The organism is Spirosoma profusum, assembly GCF_014699005.1.
GTDB classification, from domain to species: Bacteria; Bacteroidota; Bacteroidia; order Cytophagales; family Spirosomataceae; genus Spirosoma; species Spirosoma profusum.
Map to the genome: position 1 here is coordinate 239,908 of NZ_JACWZY010000006.1, position 21,991 is coordinate 261,898.

At 48.4% G+C, this 21,991-nt stretch carries 15 protein-coding genes; 6 read left to right on the forward strand and 9 right to left on the reverse strand.

Annotated features, from left to right (window positions below):
• The first annotated feature begins 100 nt into the window (after positions 1-100).
• The 3 genes from IC229_RS09900 to IC229_RS09910 all read left to right on the forward strand — a co-directional run bounded on the left by IC229_RS09900 (position 101) and on the right by IC229_RS09910 (position 5,181).
• Complete coding sequence (locus IC229_RS09900; protein ID WP_190886803.1) at positions 101-2,269, forward strand: tetratricopeptide repeat protein; 2,169 nt, start codon at positions 101-103, stop codon at positions 2,267-2,269.
• Positions 2,270-2,409: 140 nt separating this feature from the next.
• The gene (locus tag IC229_RS09905) at positions 2,410-4,647 is read left to right on the forward strand and encodes a S9 family peptidase (protein WP_190886804.1); all 2,238 of its coding nucleotides are present in this window, start codon (positions 2,410-2,412) and stop codon (positions 4,645-4,647) included.
• Between the two features lie 213 nt (positions 4,648-4,860).
• Complete coding sequence (locus IC229_RS09910) at positions 4,861-5,181, forward strand: hypothetical protein (protein WP_190886805.1); 321 nt, start codon at positions 4,861-4,863, stop codon at positions 5,179-5,181.
• A gap of 65 nt (positions 5,182-5,246) precedes the next feature.
• On the opposite strand, the gene ruvA is transcribed toward IC229_RS09910, so the two are convergent.
• The 5 genes from ruvA to IC229_RS09935 form a co-directional block, all read right to left on the reverse strand.
• Entirely contained in the window at positions 5,247-5,834 is a 588-nt protein-coding gene (ruvA, locus tag IC229_RS09915) for a Holliday junction branch migration protein RuvA (RefSeq protein ID WP_190886806.1), read from the reverse strand.
• 109 nt (positions 5,835-5,943) lie between these two features.
• A complete protein-coding gene (locus IC229_RS09920; RefSeq protein ID WP_190886807.1) occupies positions 5,944-7,566 on the reverse strand; it encodes a lytic transglycosylase domain-containing protein in 1,623 nt (540 codons plus the stop codon).
• A gap of 128 nt (positions 7,567-7,694) precedes the next feature.
• Positions 7,695-9,122, reverse strand: coding sequence for an Asp-tRNA(Asn)/Glu-tRNA(Gln) amidotransferase subunit GatA (gene gatA, locus IC229_RS09925; protein ID WP_190886808.1), 1,428 nt, complete (start codon positions 9,120-9,122; stop codon positions 7,695-7,697).
• A 117-nt stretch (positions 9,123-9,239) separates the two neighbouring features.
• On the reverse strand, positions 9,240-9,452 hold the full coding sequence (locus tag IC229_RS09930) for a Sec-independent protein translocase subunit TatA/TatB (RefSeq protein WP_190886809.1): 213 nt from the start codon (positions 9,450-9,452) through the stop codon (positions 9,240-9,242).
• Positions 9,453-9,592: 140 nt separating this feature from the next.
• Entirely contained in the window at positions 9,593-10,051 is a 459-nt protein-coding gene (locus IC229_RS09935; protein ID WP_190886810.1) for a YkvA family protein, read from the reverse strand.
• A 193-nt stretch (positions 10,052-10,244) separates the two neighbouring features.
• On the opposite strand from IC229_RS09935, the gene mdh reads away from it, so the two are divergent.
• From mdh to IC229_RS09950, 3 genes are all read left to right on the forward strand, one after another.
• Complete coding sequence (mdh, locus tag IC229_RS09940) at positions 10,245-11,183, forward strand: malate dehydrogenase (RefSeq protein WP_190886811.1); 939 nt, start codon at positions 10,245-10,247, stop codon at positions 11,181-11,183.
• Between the two features lie 168 nt (positions 11,184-11,351).
• A complete protein-coding gene (locus IC229_RS09945) occupies positions 11,352-11,795 on the forward strand; it encodes a DUF2846 domain-containing protein (protein WP_190886812.1) in 444 nt (147 codons plus the stop codon).
• A gap of 168 nt (positions 11,796-11,963) precedes the next feature.
• On the forward strand, positions 11,964-12,623 hold the full coding sequence (locus IC229_RS09950; RefSeq protein ID WP_190886813.1) for a hypothetical protein: 660 nt from the start codon (positions 11,964-11,966) through the stop codon (positions 12,621-12,623).
• A 120-nt stretch (positions 12,624-12,743) separates the two neighbouring features.
• On the opposite strand, the gene IC229_RS09955 is transcribed toward IC229_RS09950, so the two are convergent.
• The 4 genes from IC229_RS09955 to IC229_RS09970 all read right to left on the reverse strand — a co-directional run bounded on the left by IC229_RS09955 (position 12,744) and on the right by IC229_RS09970 (position 21,776).
• Positions 12,744-14,111 carry a hypothetical protein gene (locus IC229_RS09955; RefSeq protein WP_223833937.1) on the reverse strand — a complete coding sequence of 456 codons (1,368 nt, stop codon included), beginning with the start codon at positions 14,109-14,111 and terminating at the stop codon, positions 12,744-12,746.
• A gap of 161 nt (positions 14,112-14,272) precedes the next feature.
• Complete coding sequence (locus IC229_RS09960) at positions 14,273-16,768, reverse strand: zinc-dependent metalloprotease (protein WP_190886815.1); 2,496 nt, start codon at positions 16,766-16,768, stop codon at positions 14,273-14,275.
• A gap of 63 nt (positions 16,769-16,831) precedes the next feature.
• Positions 16,832-18,427: an amidase gene (locus tag IC229_RS09965; RefSeq protein ID WP_190886816.1), complete on the reverse strand. Its 1,596-nt coding sequence runs from the start codon at positions 18,425-18,427 to the stop codon at positions 16,832-16,834.
• 61 nt (positions 18,428-18,488) lie between these two features.
• Positions 18,489-21,776, reverse strand: a complete 3,288-nt coding sequence (locus IC229_RS09970; protein WP_190886817.1) for a S41 family peptidase — start codon at positions 21,774-21,776, stop codon at positions 18,489-18,491.
• Positions 21,777-21,991: the final 215 nt, after the last annotated feature.

Consider the following 21,991-nt stretch of genomic DNA (forward strand, 5'->3'; position numbering starts at 1 on the left):
GGAACTTTACAATCCATAAATGTAGTGATTCTCTCTTTAGGCTATTGAATCAACTGAGAGAGGAATCAGATTCATTTTAAACGACGAGTTATCTGCTGTTATGGCTAAAAAAAAGCAATCGGGCTATGATTCATCACGCCCGGTGACTCCCAAACCTGTTCAACCCACCAATACGCCGACAAGGCCCGCTGCTTCACGCCCCAGCGAAACGCCCCAGCGACCCCCGGTACGCCCATCATCACCCAAACCAACTACGCCTGCTGCTACGTCTGATCTGCCGATTGAGAGACGGCCGGTGGTGTGGTGGCCAGTTGCCGTTTTGGGCTTGCTGGGACTTTTGCTGTACGTCAATACGTTCGGGCACATGTACGCACTGGACGATATTGCTGCCGTTGGGCAAAATCTGTTTGTGAAAAAAGGATTAGCCGGTATTCCTGACCTGCTACGCACCGAATTCTGGCATTTCAGCAATATTTCCCTGGGGTACTATCGGCCATTGTCGCTCATTACGTTCGCAATGGAGCAGGAATACTTTAAGGATAACCCGAACATCAGCCACATGATTAACGCTGGGCTTTACGGGCTTACGGGCGTAGTTATCGGCATTTTGTTGCAGAAATGGCTGTCCGGGCAGGTAATTATTGCCTTTCTAATTGGGCTGGTTTTCATTGCTCACCCGCTTCACACGGAGATTGTTGCCAATATCAAAGGCCGCGACGAAATCCTGAGCTTTCTATTTATCGCCCTGATGCTGCTAACGTACTGGAAGCATCTGGAAGCCAAATCACAATTCTGGTTCAAAGGCCCTGCCAGTGATTGGGCTTTAGGTGGTTTGTTAGGCCTGTTCTCTATCGTTGCTGGCTGGGTTATTGGCAGCAGCCTGATGGTCAATACGTTAGGTAGCACCGCAGGTGGTGTGTTAGGTGTCCTGATTATGGGCGCTTTATCGGGGAGCTGGCTTGGTTTGGCCTGTGCCTCGCTCTATTTCGCTTTCCTGTCGAAAGAGTCGTCTATCGTTAGTTTGGCCTTGATTCCGGCTATGCAATACTGGTTTGCCCGACGTAACATCTGGCAATCGATGATTAGTTTGTGGCCTTTCCTGGTGGTTGCCGCTTTGTTTTTCTATCAGAAGCAGAAAATGATTGGCACTCTCAGCGGAACACCCCCTGTCGACTGGGCCAACTACCCATACGCCATCGAGAAGACGCAGAAATCGACCATGTTCAAGTTTTTGATGTATTATCTGCGGCTGTTGATCTTCCCACATCCGTTGGTATATGACTATTCTTACAATGTCATTCCGTCGGGCGGCAAAGGTGATTTACTCACCTGGGCGGGATTCTTCTCGTTCCTCGCTCTGATATGGTTCGCCTGGAAAGGCTTCGTGAAGCGGACGCTCTGGGGTTTTGGTATTTTCTGGTTCTTCGTAACGATGGCTCCTGGCTTAGGCTTTATCTGGATTCGGGGTGGTATTTTTGCCGAACGTTTTGCATATGCCGCTGTAATGGGGCTGGGTTTTGTATTGATCTGGGCTTTGCAGAAACTGCTGGTAAAAACCGACGGCGATGCTACGTCAAAACCGATGTTGGTTCGCTACGCTCCGTTGTTAGGACTTATGGCAGTGGTCGGTGGCCTGTATTCGTTCAAAACTATTGAGCGAAACCCCGACTGGAAAAATAATTTTATTCTTTTCAATTCGGCGCTTCCTTATGCCCCCAATAGCTGTCAGGTTCAACGACACGTAGCGAATGAGTGGATTGAAAAAGGGCTGAAAGATCGTACAAAAGCCGATTCAATTGCCAATGCCACGAATGCGCTCAAACCCAAGCCTACACCTGATCAGATTAAGAAGGCGCAGGCGTTGATTGATACCAATATTGCGCACGCGAACAAGCATGGCCGCTGGGCACTTGACCACCTGCAGGAGTCGACCCGGATTTATCCAAACTTCGGAGAGGCTTATTTCTCAATGGCTTACGTATTCCAGAAAATCACCCCGAATGTTGACTCTGCTAAGCATTACTACAAACAGACCATTCGGGCGGCCAATGCGTATGCACCGGCTTATAATAACTTGGGGGTTATTTATCAAGGTGAAGGATTTGCGCAGAACAACCGGCAAAAGCTGGAACTGGCGTCGTATTACTACAATCGGTCGATGGTTGTGAATCCGGCTTACGTAGATGGGCAGAACAACCGGGCTAGTCTGATGAAAGCAACCGGTTTAGATGTGAAAATGCTGCCAGATTCAGTTCTCAATAAGTATTAGATTTAAGTAACGCGGGTGGAAAAGTCCGTCTCTAAATCGGGGGCGGACTTTTCAATTTATAGCTTGGAAACCAACTCCCATGCGAGTTTTTCGAGCGGATTTTCGCCGTAAATTTGAGTTCTTAACCAAGCACTTCGTACATGAACACTCGCCTTACAACCAGACGGTTTTCGGTCATTTTACTTTCGTTTGGATGGATTTTACTATCCTCAAACGCCAATGCGCAATCCAGACAACGCTACGTGAATCTTCAACAGGCTATTTTTTCGGGCGGACAGTTGACTGGCTCGCAGGGGCCTCGTTCGGTTAACTGGATTGAAGGCGGTACCAAATTCTCATTCATTGACGGACAGAATACCATTAAAACTCTGTCGCCGAAAGACCAGAAAGAAGAAGTAATATTTGAGGGAAGCCAGTTGAAATTTCCGAATTCTGATAAACCATTTACGTACAGTTCATTTCAATGGTCGAAAGATTCGAAGAATATTCTGTTTCAGACCAACTTCCGCCCTGTCTATCGGCATTCGGGCGTATCGGATTACTACGTGTATTCAGTCGCAGATAGAGCGTTGAAACTCGTTGCAAAAGACGCGCAAACCGCTGAATTATCGCCCGATGGTCAGAAAATAGGCTACGAACGGGGCGGCAATATGTTCGTGTTTGATTTTGCTACGCAGAAAGAAACCCAACTTACTGACGACGCCAAACCGGCGTTTTATAATGGTCGTTTTGGCTGGGCTTACGAAGAGGAGTTTGGTTTGGCGCAAGCCTGGGATTGGTCGCCTGATAGCAAGTTTATTGCTTTCTGGCAGTCTGACGAACGGAAAGTGCCAATCTATAAATTGACGGATTATAAGGGTTTTGATGAGAAATTTGATTCGTTACCCTACCCGCGCGTTGGCGATCAGAACCCGACGGTTCGCATCGGCGTGATCGAGATTGCCAACCAGAAGAAAGCCTGGATGAATGTTGACCTGGGCGATGGCTACATTCCCCGCATTTATTGGACTACCCAGGAAGGGCAACTCGCGCTGATGCATCTGAATCGGAAGCAAAACCACCTTCGTCTGTTCATGACAAACGCCCGCACGGGAGAAGCGAAGCAGGTTATGGAGGAGAAATCGAATACGTGGATTGATATATTTGACTTTTTCGCGGCTATTAATCATCTGATTTATTTTCCAGCGGGTGTGCAGGAATTTTACTGGGTATCGGAGCGGGATGGTTACGCACATCTGTATCGTTACGATTATTCAGGCAAACTCCTTAATGCCGTTACCGGCGGTAAATGGGAGGTCACGTTTGTACACCACATCGACCCGAAAAATAAAAAAGTATATTATACTTCAACAGAAGCTTCGCCCCTGGAGCGGCAGTTATTTGTGGTTGATACGGATGGTAAAAATAAACGTCGGCTCACAACGGTACCTGGTAAGCATACGATCAACTTCTCGACGAATGGCCAGTATTTTATCGACAAGTATTCCAACGTATCGACGCCTACGCAGGTTGAATTACGTGATGTAAAAGGGCAACTTATCAAAGCGCTTGAAACCAATCAGAAAGTATCGGACTACGTAGCAAATCACGGATACGCTCATAAAGAACTGACTCGCTTCACTACGTCGGATGGGCAGCCTATTGACATATCGATTATCCGGCCGATGGATTTCGATCCTAACAATAAGTATCCTTTAGTTATGGATATTTATGGTGGGCCAGGTGCGCAATCGGTTTATAATGAATGGAATACGACGGGCTGGCATCAATGGCTGGCTCAGACTGGATACGTAGTGGTAAGTGTTAACAACCGGGGGAGTGGAGGCTATGGTCGCGATTTTGAAAAAGTTGTTTACGAGAAGTTAGGTAAATACGAGAGCCTAGACTTTGTAGAAGCCGCTGCTTGGCTGGCTAAACAGCCTTGGATCGACGCCAGCCGGATGGCGATTCGGGGGCATAGTTACGGTGGTTATACCAGCAGCTATACAATGCTTACTCATCCTGGTGTTTTCAAAGTTTCGCTGGTTGGAGCTCCCGTAACCGACTGGCGGCTCTACGATGCCATTTATACAGAGCGATACATGGGTCTTCTTCCTGAAAATGACGAGAAATATAAAACCAGTGCTGTCTCGCCCTACGCGAAAAATTTGACGGGTAAAATGTTCATTGCCCACTCAACCATGGATGAGAATGTACATGTGCGCAATACGTTCCAACTCATGAACGCGCTTGAAGATGCCGGTAAAGATGCCGATTTACGGATTTATCCGCCCGGTGCGCATGGCGTATCCTACAGTGCAGGCACTCAACTTTTGTTATACCAGCAATACACTACGTACCTGGAAACGCATCTGAAAAAAACAGCGGAGGCAAACTAAAAATCTGATACCAAAGTCGACGTTAGAAGGAGTATCATTTTCTGCCTTTCTGGCCAGTATTTCCATTTTTCCCATCTAAATAGTTGTATTCTATCGGTCTTGTAGGATTATGTGTCTGATTAACAGGTTGTTAAACAAATAGTGGTGTGTCTTGTTAATAGAATTGACACATCTGATAACAGGTGTGAAGTTTCACGTAAACTGCTATATGTTATGAAAAAGTTAATGATGGCGGCCTCAGTTTGTGCATTATTAGCCATTTCGCAATCTGGATTTGGTCAGGCTGCTCAAGAAGGTAAGGCTGCGAAAAAAGAAATGAAGGCTGAGAAAAAAGTAGCCAAAGCCAGAGAACTTGAAACGAATGCCCGCACTGGTAAAGGTATTGAAATAGCCGGTGTTTCTGATTCAGAAACAAGAATGGATAAAGCTGATCGTAAGCGCGAAAAAGCGCACAAGAAACGGCTGAAGAGTGATTCTAAAGAATTAAAGGCTTTCGCTAAAAATAAAAAGAAGAAAGCAGCCGGTGTTGATTAAGATGCAATTCTGGCATATAATATAAAAAAGCGTGGTCGGAGAGAATTCTGGCCACGCTTTTTTATTTAACGTAGCGCTCGTCGAATTACTTCCTCTACCGTCAGGTTCGGCTCTGCTTTTAATGCATCGTCCACACTTTTCTCGGCAGTTGCTTTGGGAAACCCTAAAGCCATCAATGCCGCTAACGATTCTTCGCGAACAGGGTTGGCTGTCTGCTGGCGATACGTTGGACCGTCGGGAACAACGCCTGCTCGTTTCATTTTGTCACGAAGTTCGAGAATGATACGTTGGGCAGTTTTTGCACCAATACCTTTAATCGCCTGTACAGCCCGCACATTTTCGCCCAGAATAGCCAGACGTAGGTCTCCAGGTTGCATAGCTGAAAGCATTCCTAATGCGGTGTTAGGGCCAACGCCTGATACGCCGATTAGATCCAAAAAAAGGGATTTTTCATCGGCATGAGCAAAGCCGTAGAGCGCCTGATTATCTTCACGAAACAGGTGGTGAATGAAGAGTTTGATGCGGTCGCCACCGCCAGGGAGTACGGAGTACGTTTGCAGTGAAATATGGACAGCGTAGCCTATGCCATGCACATCGATGATCGCATAGGTAGGCTCTTTATATGACAAAATTCCATCTAAATAGGCAATCATTCTTAGTCTGGAAAAGCTTGTTTTTGAGGTTGTTACAACTCATAAAGATACGAAAAACCCACGACTTTCGGTAGTAAAATCGTGGGTAAATACCTGATATTCGCTACGTTTATCCAACAATTAGCTTTTGCCCGGGACGTAGTGCGTTGCTGCGGATGTGATTCATTTTTTTGAGCCGCTCAATCGTTATGCCACCATAACGTTGGGCAATATTCCATAACGTATCGCCATCCTGAACGCGGTGATAACGAGGCTTGTATCGCTTGGTTTTTGCAGCTATTGCGGCTTTTTTATGGCCTTTAGCTGTACCTTGTTCGGCCAAACGTTCGGCACGTGTTTCAGCTACTTCTTTCAGAATAACCAACCTTTGACCACGCTGAATTCGGGTAGAACGCAGATGATTCCAGCGTTTCAGGTCATAAAGCTCTACGTTGAAACGGTCGGCAATTTCGCCCAGATTATCACCTCTACGTACCAGATACGTCTGCCTCCTCGGCTTCCGCATCACCACCGTTTCCAAATCTTCTTCAGGTTCATCGTCTGGGGCAGCGACTACGGCAACTTTTTCCGTTGGGGTAGGCGTTTCTTCCATACTAATATTGGCCAATGGATTGCGGTTCAGAGCGCCCCACGTTCTTGCGGAGTCAGCGCCATACCGAATATCTTCAGCCGATGCCAGTAAAATGTGCTCCATCTGACCAGGCATGCGACCGGCGGAATCCAGAATTGCCCGGCGATGGCTGGCAAAATAGTCGTATTGTTCCCGTGGGACACGTAGTGGGTACAGTTTGGTTTGGCTGGGTAGAATTGTGGTCGTAATGGCCGGATTCATCTTCTGTAAATCAGCCAACTGCATGTTGCTGTGTTTAGCAAACGACTCCAGGTTGAAATAACCACTCACCTGAATCGTATCGTGCGGAATTGGGTGCTCAAAATTCTCGGCAACTATGCCGTGATCACCCGCGTGATTCATCAGATACGTAAAGGCCACAAACTGAGGAACGTAACCACGGGTTTCCTTGGGTAAGGCTTCATAAATTGTGTAAAATGAATCGCCCCCTGACCGACGCATAGCCCGTTTCACTGCACCCGGTCCGCAATTGTAGGCAGCCATGGCCAACTCCCAATCACCGAAGATTTTGTATAAATCGCGGAGGTATTTGCAGGCCGCTTCGGTTGCTTTCACCGGGTCCATCCGTTCGTCAACATAGTCGTCCTGATAAAGACGGAGGTCGCGACCTGTGCCGGGCATAATCTGCCAGAGACCACCAGCACCTGCCCTTGAAATCGCCCGCGGATTTAAGGCTGATTCAACGATAGAAAGATATTTAAATTCGTCAGGCAGGCCATATTCAGCCAGCATTCGTTCATAAAGTGGGAAGAAAAGCGGCATACGTTCCAGCATAGTGCGGGTATAACTTGCCCGGCGGAACGTAAAATAATCGACGTAAGCCTGTACGGCCTTATGGTAATTTAACGGAATAGTTTTCTGAAGCTTCCCCAGCCGTTCACGTAGCAAACTATCTGGAACGGTCGGCACTATGGCAACGGTATCTTTTTTAATGACTGTACTGTCTACTTGAGTCGTAGTATTGGACCGGTATGAACTGCCTCCAACTGAGCTGCCTCCTATGGGGTCTCCCTGGCTTGGACTCGCTTGACCTGCTATCGATAATCCCACTCCCACACATAACAGCCCCACTTTCAACAGGCTACGGTTCAGATAGTTCATAGATGTTACGTTTGTGTTAATAGACTATTGCCAGATGTTGATGAGTTGACAACGTACTGCTACTCGTTTTCTCTTATATCAATTAATACTGGAAGACAGAAAACGATAAACTCAATCAACAGAAGTACTTACATCATTTTTCTTGCCAAAGCTACCAGACTCCCTTCAGCGAAGGGCGGAGCCATAATCTGAAAACCGATGGGCAATCCGCTCGGGTCGGTTCCATTCGGAATCGAGATGGCCGGATACCCAATTACGTTGGCCTGTACCGTGAAAATATCGGTCAGGTACATTTGTAACGGGTCATCGATTTTTTCGCCCAGGCGAAACGCGGGTGTGGGTGTGGTTGGCGAAACTAGAAAATCGTATTGTGTAAAAAGCCGCTCCGTTTCCTGACGTATCAGTTGACGTACTTGCTGGGCTTTCGTGTAGTAAGCGTCGTAATAGCTGGCACTGAGGGCAAACGTACCCAGCAGAATCCGCCGACGCACCTCTGGCCCAAAACCTTCTGTGCGACTTTTTTTGTACAACGTCAAAAGGTCCATTGTTGATGTACCGTTCCCTCGACTTCTGTAACCATAACGTACTCCATCAAAACGCGACAGATTTGAAGAGGACTCGGCTGTGGTCAGAATATAATAGGTAGGGAGTAGATATGTTAAAAGCGACATGTCTACAGGTTCTACTACGTGGCCGGCGGCTTTTAACGTATCGAGCTGGCGTTGAGTGGCTTCCCGGATGGTTTCATCGACGCCCTCACTTTCTACGCCATCGCGTAGGTAAGCGATACGTAGTGGCCGGTCGGGTAGGGTAGCTGTAGTATACGCAGCAACAGGTTGAGTCGATACGGTACTGTCAAATTCATCGGGTCCAGCCATAATTTCGAGGAGCAGGGCGGCATCCTCGGGTGTATTGGCAATGGGACCGATGCAATCGAAGGAAGATGCGTAAGCAATAAGCCCCCAACGGCTAACGCGGCCATAGGTAGGTTTCAGGCCAACCACTCCGCAAAAGGCCGCCGGTTGTCGAACCGAGCCGCCTGTATCCGAACCAATGCTGGCTAAACAGAGCCCGGCCTGAACCGCCACCGCTGAGCCACCACTTGACCCACCCGGTACGCGGCTAGTATCGGCAGCATTACGTACTGGTCCATAAGCCGAATTTTCGTTGGAAGAGCCCATCGCAAATTCATCGCAGTTCTGCCGACCAATGATAACGACATCTTCGTCGATCAGTCGCTGAACGGCGGTGGCTGTGAATTGTGCGGTGAAATTTTCCAGAATCTGGCTTCCCGCCTTAACCTCATGTCCGGCGTAATTTAATACGTCCTTAATGCCAATGACCATACCGGCCAGTCGCCCGGCGGTGCCAGATGCTAATTTCTGGTCAACGGCATCGGCCTGCTGGCGAGCTTCGTCAGCATAAACTTCGGTGAAAACGTTAAGATGCTGGTGTTCCTGAATGCGGGCGAGGTATTGCTCTACCAATTGACGGCAGGTTACGGTGCCAGATTTGATAGCAGCCTGAACAGCAGAAAAGTTACGAAAAAGAGTCACAAGCAATAGGGAATATCTGTGGCCCGCTACGTAGCGTTTGACCACAAACGAATATAAACAAAGAATCAGGCGGCTCCAGTCTGGAACTGCCTGATTGTCTATTTATGAAAAAAAGACTTATTTCTCTGACTTCTCTGCTTCTTTCAACCCATCTTCGATGTTTTCTCGGACGTCTTTAGTGGCGTCTTTGAATTCTCTGATGCCTTTACCAAGGCCCCGGGCAAGTTCGGGTATTTTTTTAGCGCCGAACAACAGGAGCAATGCCAGGAAGATAAAAATCATCTCCTGACCGCCCAAACCCATAATTGCATAAATACTTGATAAAATCATGATTTCTGGAATTTGAATGTATGCAAAATTAACAAAAACTTACCTTAAATACGAAATATTTCCAAGTTCCGATTCTTTAATTTACTACGTTCCGAATGTTCGACGTAGTGAATCCTCGTCACTTGCACCGTATCAGCTTCTTAACTGAGCTTAATCGTTTGAACCGGTCTGGCTGCTGAGTCAGCCGTACCGACGTTGCTTTCCCACTGGCGGAAATTCTCAATATCGTCCTTGATTCCGCTGAACAGCCAGAGCATCAGTGCAATATCATCACTAATACCAACGATAGGCAGAAAATCGGGTAAAATATCAATTGGTGAAACGAAGTAAATAAGTACGGCAATTACCCGAATTAACGTTTTCCAGGGTAAGGCACGGTACTGGCCCGATGCATACGCTTTCAGCAGCCGGGTTACGATGCCTAATTGCTCCCGAAAAACCGAAATATTGGCTCCAGAAAGACCGCCACTCTTATCGATCGCTTCCCGAATCAGCTCAAACAGACGCCGGGTATTGCGGGCGTAGCCAACGGCACCAGCACTAGCCCGCTTGAAAAAAATAGATGATAAAATCCGGGATACGAGACTCTTGTTTTTCATCAATTTTAAGGGTCATGCCTACCTGCCCATGACTAATAAAGCAGATAGCTACGATTGTCTAACAAATTTTTCAACAGAATAATCTATAAACGATGAAGGTCCGCATAAGTTTTAATTCAGTCGCTATTGGTTTGTCTTGAACTGGGGCCGTACTTTTGCGGTCGCTTGTTAACCCTTTAATTCCGAATACCGTATGAAAGTTACTGTAGTTGGGGCCGGTGCCGTTGGAGCCACCTGTGCCGATAACATCGCCCGCCGAGAACTTGCCCACGAAGTTGTTCTTTTGGATATCAAGGAAGGTATCAGCGAGGGCAAATCACTCGATATGCTTCAGGCATCGACCCTTCTTGATTGCGATGTTAAGTTGATTGGCTCAACAAATGATTATGAGAAAACCGCTGGTTCTGACGTAGTTGTTATTACGTCTGGCTTGCCCCGTAAGCCCGGTATGACTCGCGAAGACCTGATTGGTATTAATGCGGGTATTGTGAAAGGCGTTACGGAAAATATCCTCAAACACTCGCCCGATACCATTTTCGTGATCATCTCTAACCCCATGGATACGATGACATATCTGGCCTTGAAATCGTCGGGTCTGCCAAAAAATCGGGTGATTGGCTTAGGTGGTGCGCTGGATTCGGCTCGTTTCAAAACGTATCTGTCACTTGCGTTGAATTGCTCGCCAAATGATTTACAGGCCTCGGTAATCGGCGGTCACGGCGATACAACGATGATTCCGCTGACCCGTCTGGCTACCAAAGCAGGCGTTCCGGTCGGCAATTTCCTGGATGCTGAAACGCTGAAAAAAGTGGCTGCCGATACGATGGTGGGCGGTGCTACGTTGACGGGACTGATTGGTACGTCGGCCTGGTACGCTCCCGGTGCTGCCGGTGCCTACATGGTCGAGAGCATCCTGCGCGATCAGAAGCGTGTGATTCCATCCTGCGTACTGCTGGAAGGTGAATACGGTCAGTCGGATATTTGTCTGGGCGTACCGGTTGTGTTAGGACGTAACGGTTGGGAAGAAATCATCGACTATAAACTGAATGACGAAGAGCAGGCTGCTTTCAACAAATCGGCCGACGCCGTTCGGGGTATGAACAACGTATTGGGTACGCTAAATGTGCTTTAAGCTATTCAGGTTTAATACATTTGCATGATTTTTTCAAGGAGGCTGAAAATTTTGCCAGTTAGGGCAATTTTCAGCCTCCTACGTTTGTACGATTTTTAACAGAGCCATTGCACATCAATAGCTTGATTTCTAGTTTCGTTGATTAAAAATCAAACCCCACATAACAATATGAAAAATATAAGCTATGGTATTATTGTCTGCCTGTTTGTACTAACAGCCTTCCGAGGTCACGTAGCGAATCTGCCTGTTCGTGCTGATTTTGCTACGGTTTACATCTACCGGGGTGGTCAGTTTTTTGGTTCGGCTCTGAACTACGCCATTTTTGCCAACGGCGAACGAATCTGCAAGCTTAGCAACAACAAATTCATTGAATACAAAGCCAAACCCGGAAAACTTGCACTAACAGCCCACCGGGGTGGGGTTGAGGTATTTAAAAAAGAAACCAGCCTCGACCTGGACGTAGTAGCCGACAAAACGTACTACGTAAAGGGCGACCAGAAATCGAGCATCACCCGCACGCGTCTGGAATTGTCGGAAGTGACGGAGAATACAGGCAAGCGTGATATGAACGGCATGACCGTCGATGCCTGCCAGGAAACGATGAACAAATAGAAAAGAGATACGACGTCCTTAACAAACTTGATTGAAAACCGGCCACTACAGCCGGTTTTTTTAATTTACTCAGTTCAGTAAAGTATAATGCCGTTTCAGAGGTAACAGTGTGGTTGATGGAGAGGCTGTATTGTAATTATGCACCATCTTTTTTAATCACAGACTACCATGAAATACCTACTCACCACAGTTTTTGTACTAAGTGCACTAACGATAAGTCTGGCGCAGACGCGCGAGATTTACACCAATCCAAATTTCAATACGTTGGCCAAAGAGCACAAACTGCTGGCCATTCTGCCCTTTAAAACCACCTTGCAGCTTCGCCCGAAAGAAGTCGAAAAAAATGGCGGTCCTGCTGGTGTGGCCGCCCTCGAAAAACGGGAAGGATTGGGCGTGCAGAGTGCCGTTCACTCGTACTTTCTAAAGCGGAAAGAAAGCAATGATATCATAGTCGATTTCCAGGACCCCGCCCGCACGAACGCCCTGCTGGAACGTAACGCCGTTACGTATGAAACGCTGGCCGGTTTTACACCAGAAGAACTGGCAAAAATGCTAAACGTGGACGGTATCGTTTCCGGTACATTCGAAAGCTCACAACCTATGTCGGATGGCGCAGCTGTGGCTATGACGGTTCTGGTTGGATTTGGCGGAGCGACCAACACGGGCAAAACGACCATCAATATCAATGATGGCAAAACGGGCGATTTACTCTGGAAATACGACAAATCGCTCTCGCGCGGCTTCGGTAGCGACACGGGCAGTATTATCACCACCATCATGCGGAAGGCATCTCGCCAATTTCCCTACGACCGGGATTTTAGAAACTAACAAAGCGCGGTTTGGCTAAGTCAACGTATTGCTGACGCCTAGGGCTTCGACAGGCTCAGCCTGTCGAAGCCCTAGGCGTCAGCACTGGGGTGTAAACTAATGCCCATTAGTCACGTTATGTTAAATAAACACTTGATACTGCAACGTCACCTGACCGCGCCGGCCTGCCGGAGCGAGTTGATTGCCTGATGCCTGGTAGTAGGGCCGATTTTGGTAGTCGAGTGTGAGTTTAGCGTTGTGGCCTTTGATGAGGTAGTTGATACCGATATTGTAGACGCCCAGCGTTTGCGTAATACGTTGATAATTGGCAATCTGAGCATGCGCGTAAGGCATCAACGTACCATTGCCGGGGCCGAATAAATCCCGACGTAGCAGATAGCCAAACTGCGTATATACTACGTTCCCCGTCCCAAACATGGGAAAGGCATTGCCCTGCGTACCAGCCGGATAACCCGACAATAAGCCACTGGCTGGATTCATGCTACCGTTAAAACGTAGATAATTGGTACCGTAGTTGGTATGAAAATAGCCCAGGTATGCATTGACGGCTGTTCCTTTGGCTTTATTCAGGGGCATATCCAGGAACGTAGCAACAGACCACAAATTCATGTCCTGATACGTAGTATCACCAGCCGTCGGTACGCTTACCATTGCGTTTTTCTGGGTAATGAAACCGGCTTCCAGATTGAAAATTTTCTTCGTGCCCAAATACGTCCCTGTGTTGTAACCGGGTGTCTGGTTCGATTCTTTATCGAAAAATTGCCACATAAAGAAACCTTGAAACTGCTTTTGATGGCCTTTCAGTGCATAAATAGCATTGGGTCCATAAGCAGGCAACGCGGCCCCGCTTGTCTGAATAGGAAATGGATCGCTCAGAGCAATCCGGTAATCAAGATGGCCGATTTGACCACGCGCATACAAGCTTAATTTACGGGAAAATTGGTCGGTTTGATCAACAGTCGCCTGCGCAAATACAGGTACGTCCAGGCTCATAATTGAGCTTACACCGGGAGCTGAAAAGCGTGATAATCCATTTACAATGGTTAGACCAGCCCCTATTTTGAGGTAATCCTTGTTTTTCCAGACTAGATATTCGCCGACGGCATCATGAAAAAATGCATGAATTTTCCGGTTCGACGATGCTGTTGGATTGAAACCGCCGTTGAGGTAATTGAAGTTGTTTAACCCAAATTGCATGTATAAAAAAACGTGGTCACTGAGTTGGCCGAAAAGCTGCATACGCGTTCGGCGAAGGCCAATATCGAACGTACTGGTTTTGGGTTCACTAATTACGGTTGTTCCGGGATTGCTCTCATTGAAACGAAGCCACGTTTGATTTAAAAACGTGACCTTGAAAAAATGCGAGCCGGATTCGTTTAGATTGACTTTTAGTTCGTTTTTCTCCGCGGTTGGCCTGGGAGCTGATGATGTAAGTACAGGTGGCTGCGAACGTAGTGTATCAGTTGGAGAAATGGATTGTTGAGCCATTACTTGGCTGGTAATCAGAGTACTTAAAAAAAGAAGGAGTCGTTTCATAACAAATTATTAGAACGATACGTACTAAAAAGCGTGCGACCAAAATTGACCGCACGCTTTCAAAGTTGTTAAAAAACGATTAAAATCTTTATAATGCAGATTGAAAAATTAGCTTACCGCCAGTCGCACTCAGGCGAAAGCCACTCTTGACCAGTATCAATTGGCATTCCATCTGGCGGTGTTTGAGGATTAGACGGACGGACATCGGCAATGTTCCCTTCAGCCCGACGAATCTGGTCGAGCGCGAACAAATGGTGTGCAGCTAGTTTCGGATTAGTTGATGGAGCCGTCAACTTATTTTTCAACTGACTTAGTTTTAGCAACGCAATACCCCTTCCCTGCGACGTAACGTCCTGATTGCTGCTCAGATCAATCAATTTTTGCAGAAATAGTTTGTCTGTCAATCGTTTCACTTCAGCCTGATAACTATCGGTGGGCTCAGCTTTGAACCACGTAGCAGCCAGCAATTGGTCGAGCATACCTTCTAAGCTAAGCTGTGCTGGGTCGAGAGCCGACTGACCAACAAGACGACTGATACGTTCGGGATTGAGCAGCATTTGCAGCGTCATACCGGCAGCCGCTTCAGGAGCAGCCATTGGATCGAACGACAAGCCCGTTCTACGTTTAAAAACCTCTCTTGGATTAGGATCGTACCGGAAAGGATGTGGCGGAATAAGGGCCTGAATAGATTTCGGAACCGCCAGAAATGCCGGGTCGATAGTGGCTAATAAGACATCCAGCGCCCGCTTCTGCTCCTGAACCGGCACTACCGACGTAACAGGTTGCCCATCACCACGTAGCGCGTTGGTATAAACTTGCCCGGCCACCACTTTCGCAGCCGCTTCGACCTGATACCGATGGAACATATACATCGGTACGAGTACTTCTTCAAGCGTAGCCATCGGCATTCCAAGCGGAATTTTCTTGGCTGTGAAATTGGCAAGCGCCATTCGCCGAACTTCCGCTACGCGCTTCAATTCATCGACAGCATTGTTGCCATTATCCCACAAATGCGTGCCGGGATGAACCGAGCCTTCGGGGCGAGCGTCTTTGTCGGTCAGGAACGTAATGCCCGTCTTGTGCATGTCGTTGATGATCTTGTCCAGCGCCTGTTTTTCGTCGGTTCCGTTCGGAAATTGCTCGTATCCATACCGAATGCTCCATTTGTCGTAAATGCCAATATTCTTCGCGTAGGCATCCGACAAATCGATATTAGCTCCCTTTATTTTCGCTACCATCGTCGGGTAATCCATAACCGAAGCCCGGCCAAACTCACCTCCTCCCTGTGTGCTGGAAATGTAATTATGCGGCAAACCGAGCGTGTGACCAACTTCATGTGCTGCCAACTGACGAAGCCGCTCAATCGACATTTGCAGCATCGGATCTGACGTAGGTGCTGTCGCGCCGGCAAAATCACCAATCAGTCCCTGTGCAATTAAATAATCCTGGCGGACACGTAGCGAACCCAGCGTTACTTTTCCCTTGATGATTTCGCCGGTACGTGGATCAATGACGCTGGCTCCATAACTCCAGCCCCGTGTTGAGCGATGCACCCACTGAACAAGATTGTATCGGATATCCATCGGATCGGCATCGGCTGGGAGCAGTTTCACCTGAAAAGCATCTTTGAATCCAGCCGCTTCAAACGCCTGATTCCACCAGGCCGTTCCATCCATCAGCGCCGACCGAATAGGTTCTGGTGTGCCGGGATCGATGTAGTAAACAATTGGTTTAACAGCCTCACTAACAGTCGCCGAAGGGTCTTTTTTCTCCAGTCGATGCCGCGAGATATACCGCTTCATAATCGGCTGACTAACGGGCGTTGCGTAGTCAAAATACTCAATGCCGCCGTAGCCGATACGTGGGTCAAAAATACGGGGTTTGTAGTTGTTATCGGGCAACTGCACAAACGAGTAATGCTGATGAATGGTCACCGCCGTAGCCGTTGGTGTTACGTCCCGTAAGTATGCTCCCGGATTGTCGCCGGTTAACGTAATGATCGTCTCGAACTCCGTATTTTGCGGAAAGGCTTTTGTATACGGTAAATACATTGCACTACGTGACGCATCGAATTTAAACGCACCTTGTTTTGTGCGCGCGATGGCTTGGGCCGCACCCACCATATCCTGCATCAGGAAGGGCGTTAAATCGACGAGCACTTTGCCTCCTTCTTCGGCCACAATGTCGAAACCCGCGTGAACCGATTTGGCAAACGACTGCTCAACAGCCCGGCGTTCCAGTGGGTCGTTACTGATGGCGCGGTACGAATAATTCGGTTCGATCATCAAAACTTTCGGGCCACTACGTTGAAATTTTACGATATGTTCCTGGCCTAGCCGGCCCCGGTCAAGACCAATATCGTTGGAGCCAACGCCCTGCGCCAGCGACGGATAGAACAAAAACTCCGTATCGAATTTGTCGATTTCGAGCCATACTTTACCCTTTTTCGCATCCCAGTAATACGTAAAAAAGCCGGGGTTTCGCTCCATGCCGTTTGTGAACGTAGCAATGGTGGATGAACCTCCACCTCCGCCTGTAGGTGCCTGCGCTGCGAGTTGATAGATTGGAATCAGTAAAAAAGAGAGAAGTGTAAATGCTGTTTTTTTCATAAAAATCAGGTTTGCATTTGCCGTTCAAGTTACGGGAAAACAAATTAGATATGGGGTTACGTATTATTTCACACGGTTGGTTGACGTAGTAAGCGTCGGAAAATTGACCGGAGGTTTACGATGATGTGTGGCCTGTTCATAAGCGTAGGTGTAGCGAATAAGCGTTGGTTCATCAAACGGGCGACCTAAAAACTGCACTCCGGCAGGAAGATTATCATACGTATAGCCCATCGGAATCGTAAAGGCGGGCTGTCCAGTATGCGGGGCAATAATCTGACTGTTATCGCCTTTATATCCTTTAAAATCACCGACTTTGGCAGGCGGATGATTCCAGGTCGGATAGATAATTGCGCCCAGTTTGTACTTGTCCATAATTGCCACAATTGCGTTCCGAAAAGCGATACGTTTGGTATCGGTGTATGCATCGGTACAGCGACCTGCCGCTACGTCCGGACTAACAGCGTTTTTGATGTGGTACTTCAGGTTGTTTTCGATATAAGGCGCAAATTTTCCAGAAGCCACAAGCTGCTCCAGATTTTTAACAGGCACTTTATCGCCTAACGAACTCAGATACTGGTTGATATCGTGCTGAAACAGAGAGCACCACTGATTCCGACTCAACGTATCAAAATCGGGAATAGCTACCGGATCAATGATCTCAGCCCCAGCTTTTTTTAGATCACTGACAGCCTGATTGAACAAAGCACTTATTTGCGGGTCGGGATTTCGTTCACTCAGGGTACGTAGCACACCAATTCGAGCGCCTTTTAACCCATCTTTCACCAAAAACCGACGATACGTAGCAGGGACTTTTCCTTTGCTGTGAATTGTTAGCGAATCGGCCGGGTCGTAGCCTGCAATAACCTCCAGCAAACGGGCGGCATCCTCAACGCTACGTGCCATTGGTCCACCCACATCGTTACGTAGATAAAGTGGTGCGATGCCGTGTCGGCTGGTCAGGCCAAGCGTCGGGCGGAAGCCCACCAGTGCATTGTGCGACGATGGCCCACGTATCGAATTACCTGTATCAGTTCCCAGACCAATTACACCAAAATTTGCGGCTACTGCTGCCGCTGTTCCGCCACTCGAACCGGCTGGTACGTGCGCCAGATTATATGGGTTCAGGGTTTCACCTGCAATGGAACTGATCGTAACCATCGGACTAAACGCCCACTCGGCCATGTTCGATTTCGCCAGCACGATGGCTCCGGCAGCTTTCAGCTTTTTTACCTGATACGCATCTTCCGAAGGGATAAACCCTTTAAATAGCGCCGAACCCGCCGTTGTCTGCAGACCGGCAGTCTGGTAGTTATCTTTTACGATGACTGGAATGCAGTGAAATGGACGTAATGTTTTGGTTCGCTTAAACTCTGCGTCAAGCTGTTTGGCAAGCGTAATGGCTTCCGGGTTCGTGACGACGATGGCGTTCAGTTTTGTCGGTTGATCATAAGCCGCAATACGTTCCAGATAGGCTGATACCAGTTGTTCGCAGGAGCAGGTTTGGGAACGTAACGCCTGATGAATCGTGCCAATAGTGGCTTCCTGTAATGAAAATGTTTGTTGATGAGTGAGGGATGATTCGCCAATGTCCACCCGGTATCCGGATAGGAACACCAGCAGAAATAGTCCGATTAAAGAAAGCGTAGGAGAAAAACGCATACGTAATGAATTGAACCTATCGAAACTCCGGTACGTAGTGCTACGTACCGAAGTTCATGACTTATTTCCCGCTGGTAACTTTGTTCGGTTTTGCGTCGTCCAACTGCTTAACCAATTCTTTTACTGCTACGTCCAGTTGCGTATTTTGATCGGTGTAACTTTCGCCAATTGGCCGCGATACCGGAATATCGACCGGGCGCGGAGCCAGTTCCATATTTTTGCCGGTATTGTCCGTAATTCGCGAGAAAGGCAGACGTATCGACGAACCGTCGATGAGCTGGGCGGCCGACGTATAGATAATCCAGCCAGCTGTTGGTTCACCTACGACTTTACCGAGTTTTAGCGTTCGGTAGCCCTCGGTGAAATCTTCGGCATCGGAAAGTGAGTGTTGATTGGTGACCAGAATCGTTGGTTTTTCCAGCGCCCGCTGACCTAATTGGGTTCGGGCAGGGGCAGAGGGTAGGCCCCGCGACGTCATGGTCATGTACCCTTTGCGGGCAAATACGTCGATGGCGTAGGCATTCACGAATCCGCCGTTGTTGTTACGTACATCGACAACTACGCCTTCCCGAGCGTGATTATCGGCATCCAGATCGATATACAACTGATTCAGCGATTCGGCCGACATATCGAACATGTGCACATATCCCAGTCGGCCGCCACTGGCCTTATTCACGTAGTCGCGCTGCTGCTGAACCCACTGTTTGTAAAGTAAGCCTTTTTCAGTAGCTGAATTTACAGGCAATACGTTGACATCTCGCGGAGTTGCCGTAGGTGCAGAAGCTATTGCGAGCGAAACCCGGTGATTAATTTTGTTGCTAAGCAGTTCTTCCAGATTCGTGCTGGCATCAATCGTTTTTCCGTCAACGGCCAACAGATAATCGCCGGGTTTAATTGATCCGGCCAGAGCGGTCGGTCCAAGTGCAACTACCTCGGTAATAAGGAGCTTTCCGGTTGATTCATACGTAATACGGTCAAAGCGCAGGCCAAGTCTTCCTGTTGTGATGTCGATTGAGCCCTGTGGCCCCGAGACGCCTGAGTGCGAAGCATTTAATTCGCCTACCATTAGACTTAGTAAACGCCGTAATTCGTCCGATGTACGAGCACCGGCAGCTAGCGGCTCATAGTTCTTGCGAACACCCTGCCAGTCTACGCCGTGAAATTCTGGATCGTAAAAGCCTTTATTCTGTACGTCCCAGGCCTGCCGGAACACCTGTATTTTTTCCGTCGAAAAATCGACATCCATTTCAGCTGATACGCTTAATGGTTTGGGCTCGCGTCGTTCCAGCGAAATAGATTGAATACGTCCCTGTTCCAGATAAAACACTTCTTTGCCATCGGCCGTAAACTGTGCATTACTTTTCTGACCGGGTGTCGTAGTAAGTTGCCGGGCAATAGTACGTTCGCCATTCGAGTCATCGAGCGAATACGTGTAAAGATTCTGCCGACCGGCTACGCTGGCTACCAGCAGGAGCGTTTTTCCATCCTTACTAATGGTCTGCGCATCGACTTCAATGCCAACGGGAAGTAGGCTCAACCGTTGCCGAATACCTTCAAAAACAATCTGGGTCGCTTCTTTTCCAACTGGTTTGGCTTTGGCTGAGGTAGTAGACGTATCACGTGCAGGAGATTTCTCAGGCGTGACAGGGGCAACCGGCGTAGTGGTTGGGCGCATAGTCCGTGGAACCTCCTCGTTGAACAAATCCCGGAACTGATCTTCTTTGAATTTCGGTAAGCGTGGAACCAGATCAACGCGGGCCACCTGTGCGGTTTCGGTACGTTGGTTGGTTCCAAACAGAATGTATTTTCCGTCGGGGCTCCAGTTTACATTTCCGCCAAACGTATTGGCCAGAAAACTAACGGGTTGGCTGTCACCACCAGCCGCTGGTACGACCGATACGTTCCGAAACGTTTTAGTGCCATAAGCGGCAAAAGCCAGCCATTTGCCGTCCGGCGACCAGGCTACTGTGCCCTGGCCAGCAAACACACCCCGACCGAGATACCCTTTGTACAGCACCCGGTCTTTTTTGGTGCTTAAATCCATCACACGCAATTCCTGCCCATTCCGCAGAAAAGCTACTTCTTTCCCATCAGGCGATACAACGGGCGCACCGTCGTCCAGTGGCGAATCGGTCAGGCGCGATTCAGTTTGGGTCGAAAAATCGTACTGGTACAGATTCGCGGTTCCGTTACGTGTGCTGACGTACAGAAGCGTTCGGCTGTTTGGCGTCCAGGCTAACTGCGACTCCAGCGCCGGGCTGTTGCTCACCCGAATGGCGTCGCCACCATCTTTGGCCGAAGCCGCAAATACTTCACCATGAGCCGTAAACGCAACTTTTTTGCCATCAGGCGACACAGCCAGATCCCGGAACTGGGTCGATAATTTCAGGTGATCGACAGACAAACCAGAAGCCGCACCACGTAGCCGAATGGCAACTGGTGCCGCCTGTTTGCTGGCTACGTCGTATTTCCAGATTTGAAAATCGCGCTCAAAAACAATCGCTTTGCCGTTATGGCTGATCGACGGCCAGATTACACGACCGTCTTTAAACGTAGTTAGCATGGTGGGTTGACCTTTCAGTGGTTTCGTCCAGAGATTCTGGCTTCCACTACGGTCTGACATGTAGTAAATCGACTGTCCGTCGGGGCTCCATAACGGCCATAATTCTTTCGCTCCACTTTCTGTCAGCCGTTCGTATGAGGGCCTGTCACCTTTTTTTGTGCCGATTTTGCAGGTCCAGATTTCCGACTGGTCGAGGTGGCTGCTGCCTTTCCGCCACCACTGCGCTGCGGCAATGCCTCGCGCCGAGAAAGCCAACGTAGTACCGTCGGGGGAGGGCGTACCGAAGAATTCGCTGGCGTATCGGTCAGCCGTAACGGGCATGGGTGTTCCGCCGATTATGGGGACCCGATAAATGTCGTTCATCCCGGAAATGTCGCGACTGGTCGATTGGAAATACACCACTTTGCTGTCGTTCGACCAGGCCGTAAGACTCTCTCCACCATCGTCGAATGTCAGGCGACGTAGCGCCCCTGTTTCTAAAGTTAGCAAATAAATGTCGCCATTGCCCGAACGGGTTGAGGCAAAAGCGAGGTATTTCCCATCGGGTGAGTAAAGTGGGCGCGTTTCATTATCCGCATGAGCCACCAGCAAGTGAGCTTCTCCGCCGGCTGCGGGTACTGTCCAGATATCACCACCCGAAACGAACGCAATCTCAGCGCCATCAGGCGATAGGGCTGGTTCGGCAAAAGCGAATTTGGGCGTAGGCGTATCCGACTGCGCCTGAATGCCTTGCGAACTGCCGAGGCCAAGCAGGAGTAAAAGTGTTACGTGTTTAAAGGTATTCATACAGAGGAGGGTTTGTTACGTTGTAGGTTGATGATATGGGTTAGTTTTTTTGTCATTCTGACGAAGGAAGAATCCTAACATCTCCTGACACTATAGTAAGGATACGTTAAGATTCTTCCTTCGTCAGAATGACAAAAAAAAGCATTTGGGCGGCTGTGTCACAAATGTAAACTGGCAAACTACATTGTGCATACAACTTACTAAATCAATCACAA